Origin of the sequence: Marinobacter salarius (genome assembly GCF_032922745.1) — a bacterium.
In the GTDB taxonomy this organism is placed as follows: Bacteria; Pseudomonadota; Gammaproteobacteria; order Pseudomonadales; family Oleiphilaceae; genus Marinobacter.
On the sequence record NZ_CP136693.1, the window covers coordinates 3,506,686 to 3,529,386 of the forward strand.

General features: G+C 53.2%; 32 protein-coding genes. 6 read left to right on the plus strand and 26 right to left on the minus strand.

The genetic code is table 11. The annotated features are described in order from the left end of the window. Window positions 1–29: 29 nt before the first annotated feature. Window positions 30–1,991 carry an aconitate hydratase gene (locus R1T46_RS16200; RefSeq protein WP_317306171.1) on the minus strand — a complete coding sequence of 654 codons (1,962 nt, stop codon included), beginning with the start codon at window positions 1,989–1,991 and terminating at the stop codon, window positions 30–32. 74 nt (window positions 1,992–2,065) lie between these two features. Further along, window positions 2,066–2,395 (minus strand): hypothetical protein, encoded by a 330-nt coding sequence (locus R1T46_RS16205; protein WP_286810186.1) that lies wholly within the window; start codon window positions 2,393–2,395, stop codon window positions 2,066–2,068. Between the two features lie 212 nt (window positions 2,396–2,607). Between R1T46_RS16205 and R1T46_RS16210 the strand changes: the two genes are divergently transcribed. Continuing rightward, window positions 2,608–3,279: a hypothetical protein gene (locus R1T46_RS16210; protein ID WP_317306173.1), complete on the plus strand. Its 672-nt coding sequence runs from the start codon at window positions 2,608–2,610 to the stop codon at window positions 3,277–3,279. Window positions 3,280–3,337: 58 nt separating this feature from the next. On the opposite strand, the gene R1T46_RS16215 is transcribed toward R1T46_RS16210, so the two are convergent. Then, a complete protein-coding gene (locus R1T46_RS16215) occupies window positions 3,338–4,741 on the minus strand; it encodes a pectin acetylesterase-family hydrolase (protein ID WP_317306174.1) in 1,404 nt (467 codons plus the stop codon). A 377-nt stretch (window positions 4,742–5,118) separates the two neighbouring features. Here R1T46_RS16215 and R1T46_RS16220 point away from each other — a divergent pair, with 377 nt between their 5' ends. Then, window positions 5,119–7,200: a putative bifunctional diguanylate cyclase/phosphodiesterase gene (locus R1T46_RS16220; RefSeq protein WP_317306175.1), complete on the plus strand. Its 2,082-nt coding sequence runs from the start codon at window positions 5,119–5,121 to the stop codon at window positions 7,198–7,200. A 145-nt stretch (window positions 7,201–7,345) separates the two neighbouring features. Here the strand turns inward: R1T46_RS16220 and R1T46_RS16225 are convergent, their stop codons facing one another. From R1T46_RS16225 to R1T46_RS21640, 10 genes are all read right to left on the minus strand, one after another. Then, window positions 7,346–7,672, minus strand: coding sequence for a DUF2834 domain-containing protein (locus R1T46_RS16225; protein WP_317306176.1), 327 nt, complete (start codon window positions 7,670–7,672; stop codon window positions 7,346–7,348). Window positions 7,673–7,764: 92 nt separating this feature from the next. Further along, complete coding sequence (locus R1T46_RS16230) at window positions 7,765–8,058, minus strand: HigA family addiction module antitoxin (protein ID WP_068436756.1); 294 nt, start codon at window positions 8,056–8,058, stop codon at window positions 7,765–7,767. Next, the gene (locus R1T46_RS16235; protein ID WP_317306178.1) at window positions 8,058–8,336 is read right to left on the minus strand and encodes a type II toxin-antitoxin system RelE/ParE family toxin; all 279 of its coding nucleotides are present in this window, start codon (window positions 8,334–8,336) and stop codon (window positions 8,058–8,060) included. Before R1T46_RS16235 ends, R1T46_RS16230 begins: the two co-directional genes overlap by 1 nt. A gap of 168 nt (window positions 8,337–8,504) precedes the next feature. Then, window positions 8,505–8,870 carry a DUF6559 family protein gene (locus R1T46_RS16240; protein WP_317306179.1) on the minus strand — a complete coding sequence of 122 codons (366 nt, stop codon included), beginning with the start codon at window positions 8,868–8,870 and terminating at the stop codon, window positions 8,505–8,507. A gap of 202 nt (window positions 8,871–9,072) precedes the next feature. Next, window positions 9,073–9,378: a hypothetical protein gene (locus R1T46_RS16245; protein ID WP_317306180.1), complete on the minus strand. Its 306-nt coding sequence runs from the start codon at window positions 9,376–9,378 to the stop codon at window positions 9,073–9,075. A gap of 103 nt (window positions 9,379–9,481) precedes the next feature. Continuing rightward, window positions 9,482–10,015 (minus strand): hypothetical protein, encoded by a 534-nt coding sequence (locus R1T46_RS16250; protein WP_317306181.1) that lies wholly within the window; start codon window positions 10,013–10,015, stop codon window positions 9,482–9,484. 78 nt (window positions 10,016–10,093) lie between these two features. Further along, a complete protein-coding gene (locus R1T46_RS16255) occupies window positions 10,094–10,387 on the minus strand; it encodes a type II toxin-antitoxin system RelE/ParE family toxin (protein ID WP_075196059.1) in 294 nt (97 codons plus the stop codon). Beyond that, complete coding sequence (locus R1T46_RS16260; protein WP_075196060.1) at window positions 10,384–10,608, minus strand: addiction module protein; 225 nt, start codon at window positions 10,606–10,608, stop codon at window positions 10,384–10,386. Before R1T46_RS16260 ends, R1T46_RS16255 begins: the two co-directional genes overlap by 4 nt. An 88-nt stretch (window positions 10,609–10,696) precedes the next feature. Then, window positions 10,697–10,966 carry a type II toxin-antitoxin system BrnA family antitoxin gene (brnA, locus tag R1T46_RS16265; protein ID WP_074396173.1) on the minus strand — a complete coding sequence of 90 codons (270 nt, stop codon included), beginning with the start codon at window positions 10,964–10,966 and terminating at the stop codon, window positions 10,697–10,699. Then, window positions 10,956–11,177, minus strand: coding sequence for a BrnT family toxin (locus tag R1T46_RS21640; RefSeq protein ID WP_407070135.1), 222 nt, complete (start codon window positions 11,175–11,177; stop codon window positions 10,956–10,958). Before R1T46_RS21640 ends, brnA begins: the two co-directional genes overlap by 11 nt. A gap of 379 nt (window positions 11,178–11,556) precedes the next feature. On the opposite strand from R1T46_RS21640, the gene R1T46_RS16270 reads away from it, so the two are divergent. Next, the gene (locus R1T46_RS16270; protein WP_317306186.1) at window positions 11,557–12,510 is read left to right on the plus strand and encodes an IS110 family transposase; all 954 of its coding nucleotides are present in this window, start codon (window positions 11,557–11,559) and stop codon (window positions 12,508–12,510) included. A 28-nt stretch (window positions 12,511–12,538) separates the two neighbouring features. On the opposite strand, the gene R1T46_RS16275 is transcribed toward R1T46_RS16270, so the two are convergent. The 4 genes from R1T46_RS16275 to R1T46_RS16290 form a co-directional block, all read right to left on the minus strand. Next, window positions 12,539–12,817 carry an Imm32 family immunity protein gene (locus tag R1T46_RS16275; RefSeq protein WP_317306187.1) on the minus strand — a complete coding sequence of 93 codons (279 nt, stop codon included), beginning with the start codon at window positions 12,815–12,817 and terminating at the stop codon, window positions 12,539–12,541. A gap of 104 nt (window positions 12,818–12,921) precedes the next feature. Beyond that, window positions 12,922–13,410, minus strand: a complete 489-nt coding sequence (locus R1T46_RS16280; RefSeq protein WP_317306188.1) for a hypothetical protein — start codon at window positions 13,408–13,410, stop codon at window positions 12,922–12,924. 35 nt (window positions 13,411–13,445) lie between these two features. Next, window positions 13,446–14,156 carry an aspartate/glutamate racemase family protein gene (locus R1T46_RS16285; protein ID WP_317306189.1) on the minus strand — a complete coding sequence of 237 codons (711 nt, stop codon included), beginning with the start codon at window positions 14,154–14,156 and terminating at the stop codon, window positions 13,446–13,448. Window positions 14,157–14,331: 175 nt separating this feature from the next. Further along, window positions 14,332–14,922 carry a TetR/AcrR family transcriptional regulator gene (locus tag R1T46_RS16290; RefSeq protein ID WP_317306190.1) on the minus strand — a complete coding sequence of 197 codons (591 nt, stop codon included), beginning with the start codon at window positions 14,920–14,922 and terminating at the stop codon, window positions 14,332–14,334. Between the two features lie 168 nt (window positions 14,923–15,090). Here R1T46_RS16290 and R1T46_RS16295 point away from each other — a divergent pair, with 168 nt between their 5' ends. Then, on the plus strand, window positions 15,091–15,849 hold the full coding sequence (locus tag R1T46_RS16295) for an alpha/beta fold hydrolase (protein ID WP_317306191.1): 759 nt from the start codon (window positions 15,091–15,093) through the stop codon (window positions 15,847–15,849). Window positions 15,850–15,860: 11 nt separating this feature from the next. On the opposite strand, the gene tnpC is transcribed toward R1T46_RS16295, so the two are convergent. The 4 genes from tnpC to R1T46_RS16315 form a co-directional block, all read right to left on the minus strand. After that, on the minus strand, window positions 15,861–17,405 hold the full coding sequence (tnpC, locus tag R1T46_RS16300) for an IS66 family transposase (protein WP_317306192.1): 1,545 nt from the start codon (window positions 17,403–17,405) through the stop codon (window positions 15,861–15,863). Window positions 17,406–17,480: 75 nt separating this feature from the next. Next, window positions 17,481–17,816, minus strand: a complete 336-nt coding sequence (gene tnpB / locus R1T46_RS16305) for an IS66 family insertion sequence element accessory protein TnpB (protein ID WP_317306194.1) — start codon at window positions 17,814–17,816, stop codon at window positions 17,481–17,483. Further along, on the minus strand, window positions 17,813–18,187 hold the full coding sequence (tnpA, locus tag R1T46_RS16310; RefSeq protein WP_317306195.1) for an IS66-like element accessory protein TnpA: 375 nt from the start codon (window positions 18,185–18,187) through the stop codon (window positions 17,813–17,815). The genes tnpB and tnpA overlap by 4 nt, the downstream gene beginning before the upstream one ends. A gap of 900 nt (window positions 18,188–19,087) precedes the next feature. Next, window positions 19,088–19,702, minus strand: a complete 615-nt coding sequence (locus R1T46_RS16315; protein ID WP_317306196.1) for a SagB/ThcOx family dehydrogenase — start codon at window positions 19,700–19,702, stop codon at window positions 19,088–19,090. A 148-nt stretch (window positions 19,703–19,850) separates the two neighbouring features. On the opposite strand from R1T46_RS16315, the gene R1T46_RS16320 reads away from it, so the two are divergent. Then, complete coding sequence (locus tag R1T46_RS16320; RefSeq protein ID WP_317306197.1) at window positions 19,851–20,123, plus strand: type II toxin-antitoxin system Phd/YefM family antitoxin; 273 nt, start codon at window positions 19,851–19,853, stop codon at window positions 20,121–20,123. Continuing rightward, the gene (locus tag R1T46_RS16325) at window positions 20,104–20,376 is read left to right on the plus strand and encodes a Txe/YoeB family addiction module toxin (protein ID WP_317306198.1); all 273 of its coding nucleotides are present in this window, start codon (window positions 20,104–20,106) and stop codon (window positions 20,374–20,376) included. The genes R1T46_RS16320 and R1T46_RS16325 overlap by 20 nt, the downstream gene beginning before the upstream one ends. Before the next feature lie 82 nt (window positions 20,377–20,458). On the opposite strand, the gene R1T46_RS16330 is transcribed toward R1T46_RS16325, so the two are convergent. From R1T46_RS16330 to R1T46_RS16350, 5 genes are all read right to left on the minus strand, one after another. Further along, window positions 20,459–20,788 (minus strand): DHCW motif cupin fold protein, encoded by a 330-nt coding sequence (locus tag R1T46_RS16330; RefSeq protein WP_317306199.1) that lies wholly within the window; start codon window positions 20,786–20,788, stop codon window positions 20,459–20,461. 79 nt (window positions 20,789–20,867) lie between these two features. Further along, window positions 20,868–21,149 carry a type II toxin-antitoxin system RelE/ParE family toxin gene (locus R1T46_RS16335; protein WP_317306200.1) on the minus strand — a complete coding sequence of 94 codons (282 nt, stop codon included), beginning with the start codon at window positions 21,147–21,149 and terminating at the stop codon, window positions 20,868–20,870. Further along, window positions 21,146–21,418 carry a CopG family ribbon-helix-helix protein gene (locus R1T46_RS16340; protein ID WP_317306201.1) on the minus strand — a complete coding sequence of 91 codons (273 nt, stop codon included), beginning with the start codon at window positions 21,416–21,418 and terminating at the stop codon, window positions 21,146–21,148. Before R1T46_RS16340 ends, R1T46_RS16335 begins: the two co-directional genes overlap by 4 nt. Window positions 21,419–21,525: 107 nt before the next feature. Next, window positions 21,526–22,152, minus strand: a complete 627-nt coding sequence (locus tag R1T46_RS16345) for a DJ-1/PfpI family protein (RefSeq protein WP_317306203.1) — start codon at window positions 22,150–22,152, stop codon at window positions 21,526–21,528. A gap of 93 nt (window positions 22,153–22,245) precedes the next feature. Continuing rightward, window positions 22,246–22,677: a hypothetical protein gene (locus R1T46_RS16350; protein WP_317306204.1), complete on the minus strand. Its 432-nt coding sequence runs from the start codon at window positions 22,675–22,677 to the stop codon at window positions 22,246–22,248. Window positions 22,678–22,701: the final 24 nt, after the last annotated feature.

Below are 22,701 nucleotides of genomic sequence, written 5' to 3' on the forward strand. Positions count from 1 at the left end.
AATTTGGTGGATCTATTGGCAACAAGGCCTCACGCGGCCAGTTCCTGGCGCATCATGTTCAGCAGTCCGCCTTCTATTACCATACGGACCTGACGCTCGCTGAGTTCATGCGTCAGTTCATAACGTTCGCCGTTACGGGTGTTTTTCGCAACAATGCTGTCCCCGGCTTTTAATGCTTCAACCAGCCCCTCAATCGATAATTCATCGCCCTGCTCGATACTATCGAAGTTCTCCGGAGTGACAAAGCTCAAAGGCAACACACCAAAGCTCGACAGGTTCTGCCAGTGTATGCGCGAGTAACTCTTGGCAATCACTGCTCGCACGCCCAGATAACGGGGCGCCAGCGCCGCATGTTCACGGCTTGACCCCTGGCCGTAGTTGTCACCGCCAACGATCAGAGAGCCCGTGTCCTGATGCTGTTTTGCCCGTTCCGGATAGGTTGGGTCCAGCCGGGTATAAGTAAACTCACTGATGGCAGGAATGTTACTGCGAAACGGCAGTATCCGGGAGCCGGCAGGCAGGATGTCGTCGGTGGAAACATCGTCACCAACCTTGAGCAGAACCGGCGCCTTCAACGAGTCAGGCAGCGCCTCAAATGTCGGCAGGGTGCTGATGTTCGGCCCCTTCTCCACCACGGTCAGTTCCGGGTGTTTCGCCGGCGGGCGGATATTGCGATCATCGACATAAAAGGTGCTGCGCTCGTCGAACACAGGATAGTTCATGTCGAGATCACGTGGGTCAGTAATCACGCCGGTCAAGGCAGAGGCCGTGGCCGTTTCGGGGCTACACAGACAGACCTTGTCTTCAGAGGTACCCGAACGGCCGGCAAAATTCCGCGGAACAGTGCGCAGGCTGATCTGATCCGTTGCCGGTGCCTGCCCCATGCCAATGCAGCCATTGCAGCCGGTCTGGTGCAGGCGCGCCCCAGCGCTGAGCAGATCGGTAAGATGACCCAGTTCAACCAGGTTTTCCAGAACCTGACGCGATGTGGGGTTGATATCGAAAGATACTCCCTCGTGAACCTGGCGGCCTCTCACCATCATCGCAGGAACTGCAAAATCCCTCAGGCCAGGATTCGCGGAGGACCCAATGTAGGCCTGATAGATGGGCTCGCCAGCCACTTCCCTCACCGGAAACACCTTCCCTGGACTGCTGGGGAGTGCAATCAACGGCTCCAGTTTTCCCAGATCAATCTCGTCATGCAGGTCGTAAGTGGCGCCGCGGTCGGCTTCCAGCCTCTGGAAATCGTCTGCCCGCTGTTGCTGCCTGAGAAAATCCCGCACCGCATCGTCCGCCGGGAACACCGTAGCGGTGTGTCCCATCTCCTGCCCCATGTTCGCGATCACATGGCGGTCCATCGCGGACAGCCCTTTCAGGCCCGGCCCGTAATACTCGATAATGTTCCCGGCGCCGCCCTTCACCCCATGGCGGCGAAGCATTTCCAGGATGACATCCTTGGCGCTCACCCAATCCGGCAATTTCCCGGTCAGCTTCACACCCATGACCTTGGGCATGTTGAGGTAGAACGGCTCTCCACACATGGCCATGGCCACAGCCAGACCGCCAGCCCCCATTGCCAGCATTCCCAGGGAACCGGCAGCGCAGGTATGGCTGTCGGAGCCAAGAAGGGTCTTGCCAGGTTTCCCAAAGCGTTCCATGTGCACCGGATGGCTGACGCCGGACCCGGCCGGGCTGAACCACAGGCCGAACCGCTCGCAGGCACTGCGCAGAAACAGGTGATCGTCAGGGTTGCGGTTGTCGGTCTGCAGCAGGTTGTGGTCAACGTACTGCGCGGACAATTCAGTTTTGACCTGGCCGAGCCCCATGGCCTCCAGCTCGAGCATAACCAGGGTACCGGTTGCATCCTGGGTCAGCGTTTGATCGATCTTCAGCCCGATTTCCTCGCCGGCCTTCATCGTTCCCGACACCAGGTGTGACTCGATCAGCTTCGTGGCAACATTGCGCGGTTGATTCTTCGTCTGTTTCGTCATCGGATGACCTCCATGCGAGCCAGATTTCAGACATTCATGCCCTTCACTATAGATCCCGTTGGCCAACCCTGTCGTCAGGACTGGGGAAAACACAGCTCCTTACTTCGGGATGTCAGGCTACTCCACTTCGGTTTGCTGGTGTTGCGTACTTTTTTCAGATAGGTGTTCACGTCGCTGAAGTGCTTTTCCGTGGCACCCATCCCGGTTGCCTCGTCCCGGTGAACACCGGACATAAACATCAGTGCCTTATATTCATCGCCTCCTTCATCAAGTGTGCCGCTGAGCATCTTCAGATGTGAGGCGCAAAAGATGTGCAGGTTGCGCTTATCGTAATCGACCTCTTGGGACCAGCTATTTAGGCTGAATACAGTCAGAACGACGAAAACGCATAGGGTTGGCTTCATGAGGCTTTTCTCCTGGGACCAACAATGGATGTAAGTGCGCTGCCACTGTAGCAGACAGATTAAGGCCCGTATGGGGAGATCAACTCCCCAGTGCTTGGGAACGTTAGCTACGCCTACAGCGGTTTGCGCTAATATAGTGATTACCTGTCGCGTTTACTGGACCAGGCCAAGCCTGAATTGGAATCAGGGTCATAATAACAAGGGGAACGGCCATGAAACGAATTGCTCTCGCATCTGCCATCGGTATCGTTGCCCTCACGGCCAGTGTTTCTTTTTGGCTGAGCCAGAAGGCCCCCTCTGTCGATACCGCAAAATCCATCAGCAACCCGCAAGCTACCCAGGCACTGACTCAAGAGCCGCAATCGACCAGCCAGAATCAGAGCAGCGGGCTCACAGCCGAGCAACAGGCTTTACTGGAAAACCCGGAAACGCTGAAACTGGCCAATCGGCTCGACTTTGAGGAAGAACTGCACACCTTCTTTGCGAAAGCCGATGGCCTGTCTTCGGAAGAGCGCGCGGCGGAGGCAGCGATGCTGGAACAGCGCCTGGCCGACTACCAACGCAAGGGACAGGTCAGCGCAGCAGAGAGCCTGATGGTCCGCATTGCCATGACGAAACTCACCATCGAAGACGAAGCCGCTCAAAAACAGGCCCTGCAAGGCCTGATTGACCGGCAGAATGCCGCTGCGCAGGCACGCAAAGAGGAATGGCTGGCCAAACCCAGGCCGGAGTTTGAAGCCTATAAGCAGCAGGAAAAACAGATCGTGAAAGAGGTAATGGCAATGGACAAAGTGCCTGCAGGAATGACCCGCAACGAATACTTGCGCCAGCGATTACTGGAAGCCCGTGTGGCCGCCAACAAAAATGGCGATGCGCCTCAATAGCGCATCACCATCCCTATCGGCAAGTTCCCCGATTCCGAAGAGCCTGATACCCAATGTTCTACAGAAGCTGATCAAGTGCCCAATAGAGCGGATTGAACGGCTTGTTGTAGTCAGCCTGCTGATCGGTTTCAGAGGCCTGCATGACTGCACCGCTTCCGTTCAACACATTGGCCACAAAGTCGTCGAGCTCCAGTCCCGCTTCCTGAATGTCTGAGTTGGCAAACTCAATGATGGTGGTGCAGTGGCTCTCGTTCACATCGCGAAACCATGGCAGGTAGTACCCAAAATTATTCAGGTTGGACAGGGTGCCCTTCAGGCGTTCTGTATCCGTATACCAGCGCTCGTGGATCAACGCCTCCTTGGTAGCCTGATCCGGCGCATTTTCGATTTCCGGATAGAAACGCTCATAGGAATATGAGGAGTAATTCAGATCCTGCCAGAAGTGTGTATGCCCCATCCGATCATTCGGCAGCTCTGCAGAAAGGGCCGTATACAATGAGCCGAGATCATTCAGGTTCATCAGTGGAAGCCCGTCGCTGAGGTATTCCAACGGACCGTCGGGCTGGTCCAGCCCCCAGGCGTTACGGATAAACGACTGCAGCAACACCGACGGATAAATGTCCGGGTCCGAACCTGTTGGCGCACTGAAGGCCGGCCCGGAATCGTTGATCATGTACCCCCGGTTCGGCTCCATATCACGGCGGGTCGGATGGTAGTTGGTCAAACTGCCCAGGCCGCCGGCACTGCATCCGGTCGTCAGCAACTGCTTCGGCCGCTGCAGATTATCCTTCACCCACGAAATGGCTGCGCGGGTGTTGCGAAGACCATTGTGATGCCAGATCAATGGCTCAGCTTCACCCTCCGGGTCCTCGTACACGGCCACCCTGTCTCCTGAGTAGACATCGCCCGTGCAGTATGGGATATAAACCATGTTCCAGTTCTGGGTCTTGACCGAGGTCAGTGGATTCAAGCGCACCACAAACGGGCTGACCAGGCTGGCGCTCGGGTTCGTCAGGCTCATATAGTCATCCGGGATGCCATCCGGATTGCGAGCTCCCCGGATACCCGTCTGGCCCGAGCAACTTTCATAGTCCCAGCAGGCACCGCCCCCCTCCAGATAGATAATGGTATTACTGGTATTCGGCACGCGGTTCACAAAGAATTTGTACTCAGAGCCGTTACCACAGACAGCGCCGGTTTCAGGCGCCAGGGGAATGGTTTGCCAGGCGTAATAGTTGCCCGGCGAAAAGCCATCGTTGAAACCCGGCGGGTTAGCCAGTAGCGGATAGTCACCCTGACGCTGGGCCGCCGTAACGGGGTTGTCAGCTGCTGGTGGACTGACAAGGTTCCCCAGCGTTCTCCAGAAACCGTAATCCCCCAGTTCGGCCATTGCCGGCCCTGTTACACCCAATAGAATAAGAACAGCTAGCAGTTGGTTCTTGATGCTGGTTATCACAGGCATTCCTCCTTGATTGTTGTTATCGGGACGCAGGCGATAATCAAGCTCAGCCCCTGAATCGAAACTAGACGTGACACACTGTCATTTCAATAAATGCCCGTAGAACCATTTGTCCTAAAAAATGGTCGGTAATAGCGTTATTGAAAAATGTAAAGGAAATGACTGAATTGGAGAGAACTACCCACTCTACTGCCTACTTAATATTAGCCCAATGGGACTAAGAGCACTTTCATCACGACATAAAACATAACAATTTGGCACTATTTAGAAACTAACTTTCTAAAATAAAATAGATATTTAGATCAACACTTGGCAGGCAGGGTTTAACACCAGTCGACTGTGGTTCGCTTTATTCAGCGATTACATTAAGGGAATATTTGATGCTGGAAAGCAGTTACAACGAGGTTTTGGTCGCCTGCTCTATTATCATTGCCGTCCTTGCGTCCTATACGGCCCTGAATATGGCCAGCCGTGTAACCAGCGCATCCGGTCGCCCGGCCGTCCTGTGGCTGATTGGCGGCTCCATCGCGATGGGCTTTGGCATCTGGTCCATGCACTTTATCGGCATGCTCGCCTTCCGCCTTCCCATCGAATTAGGCTACGACGTCCCCCTCACCCTGCTGTCATTAGTCATCGCCATTGCTTGTTCTGCGTTCGCCCTTTACCTGGTCTGTCAGGACACGCTGCCCTGGGGCCGATTGGTGTCGGGCGGTTTACTGATGGGCCTGGGCGTAGCCAGCATGCACTACATCGGTATGGAAGCATTGCTCATGCATCCGTACATTTTTTATGTACCCTGGCTGGTTGGGCTATCCATTGTTATCGCCATTGTCGCGTCCACAGCCGCCCTTTGGCTGGCGTTTCGACTGCGAGAGGAAAGCAAGCGCGCCACCTTCGGCCGCATTGGCGCGTCTCTGGTTATGGGGTGCGCCATTATCGGCATGCACTATACGGGAATGGCTGCCTCCAAATTTCCGATCGACAGCTTCTGTGGCGCGGCCAACAGCGGGATTGATACAAAGTGGCTGGCTGTGCTGGTCATCATTGTCAGCCTGGCGGTGTTCGCCATCGCACTCATTGTGTCAATGCTGGACGTACGCACAAGCCGCCTATCCAACTCACTCGATGACGCCAATAACGAACTTATCAAGCTCGCCCTGCAAGACAACCTGACCCGCATACCAAATCGTGTTCTGTTGGGTGATCGGCTGGAACAGGCGATACACCGGGCCGAGAGAAACAACAGTGAATTCGCCGTGCTGTTTCTGGACCTGGATGGTTTTAAAGCGATCAACGACATGCACGGGCACCATGTCGGAGATCTGTTGCTAAAGGACGTGGCGAACCGCCTGCTCGTCAACAAACGTGAAGGAGATACAGCCGCGAGGCTTGGGGGGGATGAGTTTGTCCTTCTACTGGAGCCAAGCTCACCGGAAAGTTCCGCCGTATTTGCGCAACGATTAATTGATTCCATCGAGCAACCCTACGAAGCCTCGAATACACCTCTTCACATTTCCACCAGCGTCGGCATCGCAATCTACCCCCAGGATGGTAAAACCGAACATGAGCTGATGGTGAATGCCGACGCAGCCATGTACCACGCCAAAAAGCAGGGTCGCAACGGCTACTGTTTTTTTGAGCACGGCATGAACGCCGATGTGCACCTACAGATGCAGATGCAGCAAAATCTGCGGCATGCCGTCACCCGCAACGAACTGGTTCTGCATTATCAGCCCAAATTTATTGCACCAAACGGCCCCATGACTGGATTCGAAGCGCTGCTGCGGTGGCAAAGCCCGGATCATGGCTTCCTGCCACCGGATCGTTTCTTGCCGTTGGCGGAAAGCTCGGGGCTGATCGTGCCCATTGGTAACTGGGTCATCGATGAGGCCTGCCGGCAAATGAAAGCCTGGCAAGACCAGGGCCATCATGACTGGAGCATGGCGATCAACCTCTCCGCAGTTCAACTGGAACACAGCAGCCTGGTGGACGTGGTTCGCGATACACTGAAGAAACACTCCCTGGCCCCGTCGAACCTGGTGTTAGAAATCACCGAAACGACGGCCATGCGTAATGCTGAGGCAAGCCTCAAAGTGCTGAACAAGCTGTCTGCGCTTGGCGTGTCCATTTCCATTGATGACTTTGGTACGGGCTATTCAAGCCTGCTCTATCTGAAACGTTTGCCTGCCAATGAGCTGAAGATCGACCGCGGCTTTATTACCGAACTGGCCCAGGACAACGATGATGAAGCAATCATTCAGGCAATCATTGCTCTGGGCAAAACACTGGGTATGAGGATTGTCGCAGAAGGTGTTGAAACAGCAGAACAACAAGAGCTATTGACCCAGCTTGGCTGCAATACCCTGCAAGGATACCTGTTAGCGCGGCCTGCCTCGCCGGAAGCATTGCTTGAGAAGATTGCTCACATGACCAAACATACTGATTCAGCTCTCGCTACTTAGATGAGCGGAGCGGCATGAGAATGCCAATGCTGACTACGATGTCCTGTGGAAACGACGATGCAGCTCATGCACCTGTTCCGCAAGGGGACCTATATCGACGCAGAAATGCAGGTGCCGTCCATCGGCCGCGTACCGATGCGGTTGATTATATTTTGCTGGCTTCGGCTTCAGGCCCGCGCCCACCGCGCAGCACCAAATATAGCAGCGGGCCGGCAGACACAAACACTGCTGTCAGAATAAAAAATGGGATGAGATAGCCCAGCCCTTTGCCACGACTTTTGCCATCCCGGTACATCCAGACACAGGCCAAAGCAGCGAGAATGTAGAGATCAATAACAACCTGGGCTGTGTCCGGGTTGGACATGAGCCGAACGCCAAAAGCTAAAAGCGACTGCTCTGCTCCGGCCATTACCCAAAAGGTAAAACCCATGAACAGACAGAGAATGATTAAGGGTAAAGTCGATACTCTCATGATCTTCCTTGATTGAGGTTTAAGAAATATAACGCCCTGGCTTCGCGGCGTGCCGGATCGCCAGCGTAGGCGCGTCCCACAACAGCCATTGGTTAAGCTGCTTCGAAGTCCAGAGGATGGATTCCATCTAGGTTGACCGTGTTTCGGGCTACCCAAAGGTCATACATGTCCTGCATCGCCAACCAGCTCTCAGGAGTGCGCCCGAGAACCTTGGATAGCCGAAGCGACATTTCCGGGCTAATACCACTATCCCCTTTTAGCAGTCGAGACAATGTGGAGGGCGAGACCCCCAGGCTGGACGCAAGCTGACGGGAACTGATACCGAAAGGCTCCAGATACACCTCCCGTATGAATTCACCAGGATGCGGCGGATTATGCATAGTCATCAGTGATAATCCTCATAATCAAGAATGTAGGCGTTGCCGTCCTGAAATTCGAACGTCATGCGCCAATTTCCATTAACCCGAATCGACCACCGCCCTTTGTCTCCACCCTTCAATGGATGAAGCCGAAAACCAGGGATATCCATGTCTTCCACCGAAGTGGCGGTATCCAGAGCAGCCAGCTGCATGCGCAGTTTCTTGGCGTGATCTGGCTGTATGCCAGACGTGCTACCGGTCGAGTAGAACCGCTTCAGTCCCTTGTGACGGAATGATTTAATCATGAGGGAATGCTAGCATGTTGCGCACCATGCAACAACCAAGCTTAACGACTGTATAAACGGCGGCTTTTACGCAGCGAAGCGGAGAAAAAGCCGCCCGGTGGAGGCCCATTTGGGCCGGAATGAATTTGATGCATTTGTTAAGGCTAGACTCACACCGAGGCAGTTTCCCTAGATGCCATCACCGCCGCCAAATCCATCTCCAGCATCGACGCCTGATGAAACTCCGCTCTCTGCTGAAACACCACCGACAGCGGTGGCAATCGCTGCATTGAAGCTCACAGCCCTAGCCGTTGCATAATCCATAATCATTGGTTGAGGGTGAGTTGTGCTCCGCTCGTATTCCTCTTTGGTGCAGTAAAGCGCGATGGCATAACAAAGATACTTATCCGGCAGGTTCAACGAAGTTGCTGTGTCTGTAACTTGCGTCGCCGTGTAAGTCCTCTTATAGCCAAATCTTTCTCTCAGCGCGGGACCAAGTACTCTGACATGTTTTTTGATCGCTCGTTTTCTAAAGAACCAGTTGAAAATGTTCACGTGGTACCTTTTGCCTTAACGCCGCATTCAGCGGCTTGTCCACCCAGTAATCCCATTAGCCAGCCAAATAGGCCTGCGCCTATCTCTTCCATGTTCGACTTCGCTTACTCATAACGCCGCTAAGCACGCGCGGCTGCGGAATGGAGGCGAAGCCGCAATGCAGTAGCCGTCACCGTGACTTGCATGGTTAGAAATTCTTGGCTCAAAGCTCTAGTTTTGACTTTGGTACGAACTTCCCGGACATCGCTTCGGATGCTTCTTCTGCACGATTGGCAGAAGGCTCAACGGCAATTACCAAAAGGTGATCCTCGGGCGTCTTTTTGGCTTGCTCTGAAAAACTATCTCGTATTCTCGCCGGCGCCGTCTTGAGGTAATTCTCTGCTTGATTTGAAATCTGGAAATAGCTGCAATTCGGGCACTTGAAGTATTTAACATTCCCTGCATCTACACCGTAGAATCTGGCAACAGACGAACAGAGTGGGCAATCTTGATTCGCGGTATCACGCATTTGCTTCCAAGCTCCTGTGATTTTCTAACGCCAGCCATAAGCGACACCCTGACAAGGGCGTCCGGTGGAGGGCCATCGGCCCGGAACAACCGTAATGGCCTTGTTAGGACTTTTTGTATAGATCATGCTTCGGCTCTAAAGGAGAAAACATCATCATCTTGGCGTTCTCGTTGAACCCATACTTTGCGATCCTTGCCTCGCTGGTGTGGCTGTGTGCCGAGGCGTCCACCCAACTGATCTCGACATCAAACTCGAACTCATAAACCGGCGGGCTTGTACCCTCTCTCGCTTTGCCCTTGTCCACGAAATTAGGGGTTGGCATTTCCTGAAAAACTAATTTGCACTCCATGGCTTTGCCCGCTGATAACAACATAGAGGAGCCATCAGTAGTCTCTAGCCTTTGAGATAAATATGTCCCACCGTTCTCGTCAGCATGCTCAAAACGTCCTTGAACGGATGTGATCAAGATATCGCGAGTACCATTGTTCACAAGAGCAAACATCGGATTCATGAACTCACCTAGCTTGTCTATTCGGACAAGATGCAATCTGTCCCTAACCCTTATCTGAACCCAGTAGAAGGTGAAGGCACTGAGCATCAGCGCTATTGCAGATAAGGATATTGATAGGTATTCCATTCGATGTCCTAACACCCGGCTCACGCGCCGGTTTGGAGCCGCGAAGCGGCGGAAAAACGGTCGCTGTGTAGCCGATTGTTAAAGCCTGCCAAGCCAGTACTGCGGACGTCGCCGGTCATGGGCAACCGCCAGAACTTGAAAACCATCAAGTTTCTCTCGGTAAACGATGGATAGCGGAAATCTGTGAAGGGGCGCTCTACGAATATCTGGCTGCAACTCAACTTGCCAGGCTTTTGGTGACTCGCCAACTAAATTGGCCAGGGCCTCAAATTCCTCTATGAAGGCTCCACCCAATCCCGGAACTTTTGATTCGTAATAACCAACTGATTCCAGGAATTCGGCTTCCGCTGCCGGGTGAAACGAATAGTTCATTTGATCAATGCTCTAGCCTTCCTCATGACATCTTCACCGGACACGGCCTGAACTGAGCCATTATCGAGCTCTTCGCCTCTACGACGGGCCTCAAGCAACCAATCTGACCTGAGTTCTTCTTCTGACGGTGACTCCAGACTCAGTACCAGTCGTTGGATCAATTGAGCTCGCTCCTCTTTAGGGAGGTGTAGCGCCTCGTCTTCAATTTTCTGAAGATTCATGGAAGAAACCTCTCGTTCGTGTATCACTCAATTTTGACACGGATGATTACCGCGTGCCACGACGCAGTTTTTTCGCTTTAACGCTCCGCTAATGTGCGCCGCCTGCGGCATCACCATTGAGCGGCTTGTTAGCAGATTCTGCCTGAAGACGCTCCACCAGCCACACCTTGATGATCGATTGGCGGGTAACGCCAATGCGCGCAGCCTCACGATCCAACGACTCGACAACCCAAGCCGGGAAATCGACGTTGATTCGCTTTTGTTCCTGATTAACGCGGCGAGCGGAGGACAGGTCCAGGTCATCAACAATGTCTTCCTGACCTTCCTCAAATTTTTTGTCGAAATCTTTAGCTTTCATAGAGCTCAACCTCCTTCTTGCGGGAACGCCTGACTGAAATCAGACGAATACGAGCATCCCTGTACGTGACGACAACCGACCAGTGCTTTTCACCAATCTTGCCTATCAGCAAAAACCTCTGCTCATCCTCTGATTTTGCGCGGATCTCCAGCAGGTACGGATCTTTCCACAGCCCTTGGGCAGCAACGAAATCGATACCGTGTTTGTCCAGATTGGCCTAGCTTTTGGCTTCGTCGAATTCAAATTCATCCATGAGTACAAATTATTCCTTTTTTACTCATTCTGCAAGATGTGGGAGGAGTAGTGAAACTGCTAACGCCAGCCAGCATGCGCGGCTACGAAATGAAGGCGAAGCCGCAATGTAGTAGACGTCGCCGTGCCTGGCCTTGTATGGATAATTTCTGCCGTGTTTGGGTAAATTGAGGCCCACCCCCAGTGGCCGCTGGGGGCCTTCATGCAGCAGCTCGATGATGGCAGGCTCCTCATTCGAGAGACCGGTAACCAGTGCGTAGCGCTGCATGACTCTCAAGCGATAACTCGAACAGTCATCGGGGCCTCGAGCCCGTATAGCAAGGCAGAGTCAGCTTATTATGTACAGCAGCCAAATCCAAACCTCAGTTAATATCGGTGTCGACGTCGGTAAAGCCAACCTTGATATCGCCCTCCATCCTTCCGGACAGTTTTATTCAATCCCCAACAGCGGAGCCCACATTCGCCGGTTCGTAAAAATCCTCAAGAACTACGACATTGAGCGCATCGTAGTGGAGGCCACAGGGCGACATGAGCATGCCCTGGTTCAGGCCTGCGATCAGGCCGGCTTGCCTATCATCGTCGTCAACCCAATCAGTGTCAGGCGCTACGCCCAGGCCATCGGCGTGCTCGCCAAAACCGACCGGATTGATGCCCAGGTGATTGCCAAATATGCCGCCACACTCAAGCCTGAATTCAGACCCATTCCGGACAAAACATCACAAAAGATCAGAGACTTATTAGCCAGGCGGGCTCAACTTATGGAGATGTCCACCATGGAGAAAAACCGTCTCCAGATCATGCCGAAACCTCTCCACCGATCCATTAAAAGCCTGCTCAGGATGCTCCAGAGTCAGATTGAAACCGTCACCCGACAGATCGAGCAGGAAGTGGCTAAAGTGGACCATTGGCGTACCAAAATGGAGATCATGACCAGCATGCCCGGTGTTGGGAAGGTGCTCGCCTACACCCTCCTCAGTGAGCTTCCGGAACTCGGATCGCTGAACCGAAAGGAGGTCGCGGCACTGGTCGGTGTCGCCCCCATAAATCGGGACAGCGGCAAGCTCAATGGCAAACGGAGAATACGAGGTGGCCGCCACAGAGTTCGCACTGTCATGTTCATGGCCATGCTCTCATCCATCCAATGCAATCCGGTTTTTAAACGCTTTTACGAACGCCTGAAGGCACAGGGAAAGATCCCAAAAGTAGCCCTCATTGCCTGCATGAGGAAGATGATTGTGGTGCTCAATACCATGATCAAAAGCCAGGAATCCTGGCAGGGCGAAATGGCTTAATTAATGGAATTGACACCACAGTCACTGGTTATGTTTTTGAATACGGTTTGCCACCATTGACCGTAGGCCAGCCATACACCTTGACGTGATTTATAAGCCTGCATTTTTCAGACTGCGGTTCAGATGACAACTCGTTGCCGCCCCATTCCTCGGTGAAGTAATGATCATGGGGGAACTCGCCAGCTTTCGCTTTTGCAGCGATTTCGAGGAGCTGCTTTGCAAAATACTCTAGCCCCGCCGGATCGCCATGAACGAATATCTGTTCACCTTCCTCGTCAGTTTCGAATGTTAGGAGATAATCTTCCATACTTCCTCAGAAAACATAACGCCAGCAATAAACGGCGCCCTGACAAGGGCGTCCGGTGGAGGCCCGTCGGGCCGGAACGAATTTGATTGCCTTGTTAAAAGACATCAGGTCCGCCCCCTGAGTTTTTGGAAGAACCTGAGCCAGAACGACGAGTTGCTGACTAGCCACAACCCAATGGCAAGCTGAAACACCAGCCCCACCGCCCAAAGCAAACTAGAAACAGAGATGTCTGTTGTACTTGGGATAAACCCTAGGGAGCGCGGTAGGTAAACGATTGCATCAACAACAAAGTACAACCCAGCCAGTTGAAAAAGCGACTTTTGAGAATCATTACTCAACGAACTTTCTTCGTCCGTCTTAGCTCGTGAAAGAACAGATTTCGCCGCTTTGTTGATTAAAAATACGGCAACAAAACCGATGAAGAGGAATGATCCAATAAGGCCGACGTACGCGACTAGCGGCATTTCTTGCTGCTGATATTGCTCGATACTAGAGAAAGCCATGACAAGGCTCGGCAAATTTAAGACAAGCTCAATCAGCAACCAGATCGAGATTAACCTTAGCGCGATTGCTGTGACTTGCTGTGAGTTCATGCTTTACCTTTTAACGCTGAACGAAGCGGCGCGTCTCACGCGTCCGCCTTCCGTGACTTGTTATCTGAGGTTTCCATTGAAGCTCGGTGAATGGCATCAATGTGGACCAAAGCACTGTCAACGTATTTGAACCCGCATTCATGCCCATCGAAGGCCACGAAGAGATCTGTGCCAGCAAGAACAACAGCTTGAGCACCTTGCTCGTCACACATCTTCCTGCCAGCCTGGAATATAGTCTCTCTTTGGTCTTCGTTCGCAGCACCAGAAACAGCAATGCTCATGTAGGCTTCATGAACTTTGTTTAGGCTATTGCCGGGCGGAACAACAATTTCGGTCTCTCGAAAACTATCGAACAGCCGTGTCTCCATGACCACCTTGTTGCCCAAAACACCCACCCTTGTGTAGCCGTTTCGAATTAACGCGCTTTCGAGTCCAGACAACGCATCGATGATGGGAATGGGTGACACTTTCTTCAGTTCGGAAATGCAAAAATGTCCAGCTATTGACGTCACTGCCAATGCTTCGGCACCAGCCGCACTCAAACGATTAGCCATTACTTCAAAAATTCTGACCTGCGCATCTACATTGCCAGCCTGAATGTTGCGTATCAAATCGCTCGCTTGGGCATGGCAAATCGTCAGCTCCATACGGCTATCACCATCTGATGCCTGATCGGCTTTCACTAAGTTACGATAATAGAACTCGGTTGCGGCTGGTCCGATACCACCGATTAGTCCAATGTGCATAGATACCTCCATGTGGTGAGTTCTTGGTACAGATAACGCCGAAAATAAGCGGCGGCCCGACAGGGGCGTCCGGTGAAGGCTGAAGGCCGAAACGTACTTAATTGACTTGTTAAAACCCACTATCAGGAGCCACCGAATTTAACCAGTGCAACCGCCACATTGCTGTATTGCATACCTATATCTTGAGGCCGTTCAGCATATCCTGCACCATTCCGTCCAAGTCTTGATAGGTCTGATGAACGTCCGACAGGCTATGCAGGTTCATGGCAGCATTGACTAGTAGGCCATACATCATATTAACCACCAGCTCTCGCGAGTATAGCTTCATACGCCCGCTGTCCTGTAGTCGAGCGACGACCTGCTCCATGTTTCCCATGGTGTAGTGAGAGTCGATCGCACGCCAAGCATCCCATCCCAGTACGGTAATCACTTCCTGCAGGGAAATCGTGTCCTTGCCATGTCTCAGGACAAAATCCAGAAAGGCTCGACACTGGGCAAATGCATAAGCCCAGTCGTCATCCTGCTTTGGGATAGAAGCCATTACCTCAGACACTTGCTTTGCCTGACGCTCAAAACACGCGCTGAAAACAGCGCGCTTGTCTTTGAAATGGTGGTACACAGCGCCCTTAGTTACTCTCGCCTCCTTTGCAATTGCCTCAAGGGAAGTACCACTGAACCTCTGTCGGCTAAAAAGCCGATGACTTGTTTCCAGAATAGCTTCGCGGGTTTCTTCTGCATGCGCTTGGCGTCTGCTCTGATTTTCCATGGTTGACCCTCTGCAAATTGTAGGTATAGCATACCCTGACATACCATCGGTACGTTAAATACCAATGATATTTAACGGGTAAAATGTAGTTCGAAGAGCCAAAGCTCCTTTTCAGTTAGGCCGTAAAAATCGAGCACATCTTTTAGATCCGGAAAAGTGGAGGCACTTATGGACAAGGAAATCGCTGCTAAACCCGTTGCGCAACGCCTGCTGTGCGAGGATGGCTATCCGATCACGGCAACCCTATATAAAACGAACTCTCCACGAGGAACGATCATTATCGCTCCTGCCTTGGCAGCTACCCAGTCTTTCTACGCAGATTTCGCAGGCTTCCTGTCATCCCAGGGTTTCGACTGCATCACATTTGACTATCGAGGGTCAGGCGATTCTCTCTCAAAAATAAAACCGTACGACATTTCCCTGGAAGACTGGGGCATACAAGATATTGAAGCTGTTATTCGTTTCGCAAAACAGCGTTGTCGATCCTTCCCAGAAAACCACCCCATTCACTTGATAGGACACAGCATAGGCGGCCAATTGGTCGGCCTGGCCCAATCTTCGCGCTACCTTGATCGAATAGTCCATGTGGCGGTGTCCGCACCATACTGGCTCCGCTGGTCTTTTCCTATGAACGCTAAAATGCTCGCTGTCTCTCGCGTCCTGATACCTTTCTTTTCGGCGTTCCGAGATCAATTTCCTTCGCGACGGCTGGGATTAGGCGGCATGGATGTCCCCGTCTCTGCTGTTAAACAATGGGCGCGATGGATGCGGAGTCCCGATTACATGTTTGATCCCCGCTTTGGGCTCGACCTGAGCGGCTATCAAGCGCTTGAGCAACCCTTGCTTTCCTTGAGCTTTAGCGACGATGACATGGCACCGGACGCCAACATCGCACATTCATTGACCAATTTCCCGAATACTCGGTAAGCGTCCGGGCATCACACCTTGTCAGGTATAGCCGGCGTCCAGTTGTGTGGCAATAGTTCATCGATGGCGCTGTTCTTCTGCGTCGGCAGTCGCGTCAGTACATCCTTCAGATAGGCATAGGGATCGTGCCCATTGAGCTTGGCCGACTGGACCAGGCTCATGATAGCCGCCGCCCGTTGCCCACTGCGCAGTGATCCGGCGAACAGCCAATTGGATCGACCGAGCGCCCAGGGACGGATCTGGTTTTCCACCCGGTTGTTGTCGATGGGCACAGCACCATCGTCCAGGTAGCGCGTCAGCGCTTCCCAGCGTTTGAAGCTGTAGTCGAGAGCTTTGGCCGTGCCGGAGCCATCCGGCACTTTCTGGCGCTGCGCCAGCATCCACTGATGCAGGGCATCGGCGATGGGTCTGGCTTTCTCTTGGCGGATCCTCTGTCGCTTGTCCGGCGGCAGGTCTTTGGTTTCTCGCTCGATCTCGTAGAGTCCACCGATGTACTCCAGGGCCTTGGCAGCCAGCTCGCTCTTGTTGGCGTCGTGCAGGTCGTAGAACTTGCGCCGGGCGTGGGCCATGCAACCGATTTCGGTGATGCCGTTGCCGAACCCGGCCTTGTAGCCAGCGTAGTCATCACAGACCAGTTTGCCCTGCCAGTCGGCCAGGAAGGTGCGGGCGTGCTTGCCCGCGCGACCGGAAGCGAAGTCGTAAACGGTGGCTTTCAGCTCCGAGAACGGGGTGGTGCAGTAGGCCCAGACGTAAGCCTTATGGGTTTTCTTCTTGCCCGGGGCCAGCATGCTGACCGGGGTTTCGTCAGCGTGCAGAACCGGGTGCTCCAGCAGAACATCTCGAAGTGCATTTACCAGAGGCTGCAACTGCACGCCACAAGCACCGACCCATTCAGCCAGAGTGGAACGCGGGATTTCGAGGCCGGCACGGCCGAAGATGCGTTCCTGACGGTACAACGGTAGATGGTCGGCGTACTTGGCCACCAGGATCTGAGCCAGTAGTCCGGCGGTCGGAATGCCTTTGTCGATCACCTGCGGTGGTACGGGTGCCTGGATCAATGTCTCGCACTTGGCGCAGGCCCACTTGCCCCGGATGTGCCGCTCGACGGTGAACTCGCCCGGCACATAATCCAGTTTCTCGCTGACGTCCTCGCCAATGCGCTTGAGCTGACAGCCGCAGCAGCACTGGGTGTTCTCAGGTTCGTGGTGGATCAGGGTGCGGGGCAGTTCTGGCGGCAGCGGTGTGCGTTTGGGCGGCTGCTTGGACCGAGCGGCTTTTTGCTCTTCGGTCATTACCTGATCCAACTCGGCTTCGATCGCCGCCAGGTCACTGTCGATCAGTTCGTCTAACAGCTTTCCCTGAACCGCATCCAGCTGTTCACTGCGCCGGGCATACTTATGGCGCTTGAGGATGGCCACTTCGTGGGTCAGCTTCTCGATGACCGCATCACGATGCACCAGGGCCCGCTCCTTATTCTCGACACGATCGAACAGTTCCGTGGCCAGAGCACGGAGCTGATCGGCAGAGAGTTGGTCAAGATCGGGGCGTTCAGTCATGCCGGGCAGTATGCCAAGCCCATGAGCCGCAAGCGATTCGCGGTTCTGGCTATAGCGATACCGCCGGCCTTGTGGTTACAGGATGGAGATGACGCCCTCGGCCCCAAGGCGTTGCCAGGGCAGGCCTTGAACCAGGGCGGACAACTGTTCCTCGGTCAGCCGCAGTTGGTCACCGCGCCAGGCTTCTCCCCAGTGGAACTTGCCCCGGTTCAGCCGGCGGGCACACAACCATATGCCCAAACCATCATGGATCAGCACTTTCATCCGGTTACCCCGTTTGTTGGCAAACAGGTAGGCACAATGGGGCTTGGCAGAACCGAACACCTGAATGACCCGGGCCAGGGCCTTGTCGGGTCCCGCCCGCATATCCAGTGGCTCAGTGGCCAGCCAGATCTCATCGATACGGATCATTTCAGCAAGTCCCGCAACAAAGCGGCACACTGATGCGCCTGCTCCGCCGGCCACTCCACCACGACCGCGCCACCGGCGCGGGGAATCTCGATGCGGATAGTATTACGATTGTCGGAGACCGGTTGGTTGCCCGGTGCAGAGGTTGCCGCCGGCAGATTAATTGGCACAAACCCCGGTGTTGCTGGTGTTTTATTCGTTCGCTGCGCTTCCCTTACCCAGCGCCGGACCATGTTGGCGTTGAGGCCGTTATCCAGCGAAATCCGGGAAACGGAAGCACCAGGCTCCTGGCATTGGGCAACAATCTGGGCTTTGAATTCCCGGGAAAACCGGCGGCGGTGCTGGTAGGGCTTGGTTACGCTTAAGTCGTTCATGTTAAGTGTCCACTAAAAAATAAGTGGACACTATCCTGACGGCGGCAGCGCCTGGCTCAAGATGGGATTACCGGCCGCTTACAATACTCGAGTCTCCCGCCGACATGTGGATGTCTCTACGCTTGAAAAAGGTGCAGTAAGACACGCAGGTTTCTTCAAACCTCGTTTCGAAAATCCACTTTGGCAGGAGACGCTTGAATGGCTGATGGACTCGGAAGCCGAGCTCCAGCGTCAGCCTCAAACTGCAAGGGAGCGGGTAGCTGAATGAAATCCATCTATCCCAAACAATAGGACAACATTGCGGTGCACGAAAACGACCCAGACTGTCTTGGCTGTTTATATTGATGCAGTAATCCCATGAGTTCGGTGACACATCCTTAACACACTTTAGGCCCTTCCAGGTTGAGGGGCACTTTTAACGCTGAGGTAACCGGCGCCGGAGCGCAGCGGAGGGAACCAAAAGCGGTACGCTTTTGGCGTCCGGTTGACCGCCTGGTTAATGGCCGTTCACCACCATGGTTAAGCCTGGAAACCCAGGCCGCATGCACTCTCCCGGAAAGCTTGCACCAACTCGACGGATGGCGAAAGGAACTAGAACGCAAAAGCCGCCAACCCGATTACCGTTTGAGACGGACGGCCCCAAAACTGGGGCACGCCATGAATACCAACACCGCTGACTATTGTGGCAACCAAACCAGACAGCGAATTTTCCGGCCTTGGCGGTCACTAGAGTGAGCGGGCTTACAACCAATCCCGGTGCCAAGGCCTTTGCACTGCACCAGCAAAAAACTCACGAATGCCGGGCCAATAACGCCAAGCTAAGCGGCGCGCGTAAGCGCGTCCGGTGGAGGGCCGAAGGCCCGGAACGTACTTGAGCGATTTGTTATGCATTGTTGGATGCTATGACCGACCAACACAAACCAATGCAGTGGGCTCAGAATCGGGGGGTAGCTTGAGAATCTTTTTCGCCCGATCATCGTCGAAACCTGCCACCAAAACAGCGCCAAGACCCAGATCTGTGGCTCGAAGATGGACGTTCTGCGCCAGCGCGCCGGACTCCATGTAAACATATCGAGCTCCTCGCTCCCCTGCAGGTGCCTGAGACGCAAAATGTTCAACGGACTTTCCAAATTGCGCTGCTACGCAAATAATAAAGGCGGCATCTTTCAGCCAAGGCTGCTCACCAATTCCTGTATTTGTGACTTCAGCCTCTGGAATCTCATTGCTTAGCAATTTCAATGAATGGCTATCACGCTGATGCGAGTAAATTCCGGGCTCTAAACCAGAGACACGGCGTGCCAGAATATGAAGGCTCAGCGGATATACGCTGCCTGCTGACGGAATTGCCCGTTTTCCATCTGATCCGGTAGTGCCTTGCGCCGCAAACAGTAACTGCGAAAGGTTAAGTATAGAAATGAAGTCACCCGTATACTCGCGAATGCTGCGGCGATTTTCGATGCATTCCACCAAAGGGCGAGAATCATCTGCATCCGGTGCAGGCAGCTCGAAAATCATGCGATCACTCCCTTATGCATAACGCCGCTCAGCACGCGCGGCTATGGAATGTAGGCGAAGCCGCAATGTAGTAGCCGTCGCCGTGACTGGCCTTGTTAGGGCCATTGCGATATAGTTGTACGGAGTTCCCGTACGTAATGGTGGAGTTATGGATATCATCAGTGTAAACAAATTCAGAGACAACCTAAAAAGCCTTGTAGAACAGGTAATTAATAGACATGAACCTCTCAAAGTGACACGCCGAGCTGGAGAGGCTTTCGTGATTATGAGTGCTGAAGACTGGGAAAGGGAACAAGAAACCCTGCATGTTCTTCAGAGCAGAGACCTGATGCAGCAAATTGCGGCCTCCCTCGATACTCACAGCCGTGGCCAAGGATATACACCTAATGATGAGCAGATGAATGAGATCACTGGTATTTGAGGGCAACACTTGGGAAGCCTATGAAAAGATGCGAGAGAAGGACAAGAAGCTGCACAAAGCTCTCTGCAAGCTACTGAAAGAGATGCTTCGTTCTGACGACCCATCAACTGGCATTGGAAAACCTGAGCCGCTTAAACACAACTTATCAGGCTTGTGGTCACGACGCATCTCACAGAAAGACAGACTTATCTACCGGTTCGACGACAAATCCATTTATGTTTTCGCCATCGGTGGACACTACGACCAGCCCTAACGCTTGCAGCATGCGCGCCCACGCAATGGAGCCGAAGGCGCAATGTAGTGGGCGTCGCCGTGCCTGCACTTGTTATGTGGGTTTAGTCGACAACGAATAACTTTGCCCCTTGCTCCGTCGATGAACGGTGAAGCTCTGCATTGTCTGCGACCTGATAGCTCGAACCGGGGCTAAGAACAAAACACCGGCCGTCTTCCAGTTCAGTATGAAGTTCGCCTTCTAGACACAGAAGTATGTGCCCCTTAGCACACCAATGATCTGCCAAATAACCGGGGCTGTACTCAACCATTCGCACGCGGATATTGCCGAAATTTCGAGTCCTCCAGTAAGCAACACCCTTTTCCCCAGAGTGCTCGGTCTTCTCAACTTGGGCCCAGTCAGTAACCCCAAACGGCAAATCTGTGATGTTCAAGATTGCTCCTCCTTAAGCAAATAACGCTAAACGAAGCGGCGTGCGTCAGCACGTCCGCCTTGCGTGATTGGTTAAATTGCTATCGCTTACCCTCCAGGCCATGCCATACCCGGAGGATGATTATGGCACTGGCATGTACTGAATAACGCACAACGTACTTGCCAAAAATGATGTCGCGCACTGACTCGGGATCAGGTGCCAATTCAACCGGCACTCCCAACTTGGGGAAATCTGGCAGCAACTCGATTTTGCCAACTAACTCTGCGGCGATCCTGGCTGCAGCAACGGGATTGTGGACTGCGATGAACTCCCTGAGGCGCTTTAAATCTTCAATGGCTTCCTCCGTGTAAACCAGTTTCACTTACCTGACCTCGGCGCATCCTGCTCGTTATCGGTTCCCCAGCTACTGAGCCAACCATGGACCTTGTTGGCGTCAACCACTTTCCCTTGGGCAGCGGACTCCATTGCCTCCAAGGTTTGCTGCCAACGCTCCTGCTCACGCTGTTGCTTTTCGATATATTCCAACAGGGCCTGATTGATCACCCAGCCTTTGCTCCGCTGGAGCCTGCCAGCGATTGCTTCAAGGTGCTGCTCAACTTCTGCCTGTAGACGGACTGTAGTGACGCTCATTGCTATACCCTCAAGGCCATTGACTACAAGGTATTACAGCATAGTCAACGAGGGTGCGCCAAAAAATTTAACGCCGCGTTCACCGGCTCGTCCGGTGCAACGCTTGGTTAAGTGCTTTTGATATATGCAGGTGCTTGTTCGTGGTTTTCAAAACTACCGTATTTGATAGAAGAGGGATAATACTCTGCAGCAAATTGCACTGTCCCAGCAGCGGCTTCACCGTCAACGCTAGCAATAAATGCGAGCATAAGGTCAGTGCCAGCAGAGACACCAGCAGATGACCAGATATTCCCGTCTTGGACATACCGTTGCTCAACAACTGTTACGTCACCAAGTGCACGCAAACGCTCTAAAGAACCCCAATGAGTCGTTGCTTTCTTTCCCGATAAAAGCCCCGCGGCATGTAGCACAAATGAACCGGTGCAGACCGATAGAATGGCCTTACAGTTCCTTGCTTGATTGGCAACGAAATCAATTAACACAGGATTGCTTACCTCAATACGCGTGCCTTGGCCTCCTGGGATGAGCAAATAGTCAAGTGGGGGGCAGGTAGCAAACGAAGCATGTGGGTTAATAGACAAGCCCTTTGCACAAGTGATTGGCTCCATCAATTGTCCCACAATGATGCAGTTTGCTGGGCCGTTGGCATTTTTCCGCCACATCGTGAGCATCTCCCACGGCCCGACAAAGTCGAGTTCCTCGACCTGATCAAATACGAGAATTCCAAAATTCATAGAAACCTCCGAGGCACTTAACGCTTGCAGCATGCGCGCCCACGGAATGAAGCCGAAGGCGCAATGTAGTGGGCGTCGCCGTGCCTGCACTGGTTATGTGACTTTGAGGCTTTCAATCTCACCCCTAACTGCTTTAACGAATTTTTTCCTTAACTCTGGATAACTGCTAGTAGCTTGAGAATTAGCCGCATGAGAAGTTAGTGCATGATCTGCCAGTTTTCCTGCCGCACTTAGCGTTTCCTCGGTTCCAAATAGCTCAATTTGAGCAATAAAGTTAGCGACTTTATCGAATTCAGAAATATCTCCCGTTTTCTCCTTATGGGACTTCATCTCAAGACGGCTGATTTCTTCAAGGAAACTAGAGTATAAATGCCGTCTATCCTGAATCTCTTCACGGGCAATAGATCTCACCCATTCCTTCGTATTTATGGATTTAGTCGAAAAGTACGACAGGGCACCCCCAATCAATGCACCGAGAAGTGCTGACACAGCGCCAATCATTGTAATCGATAACTCCTCGTTCATTTTTACACATAACGCTTGAGCTCA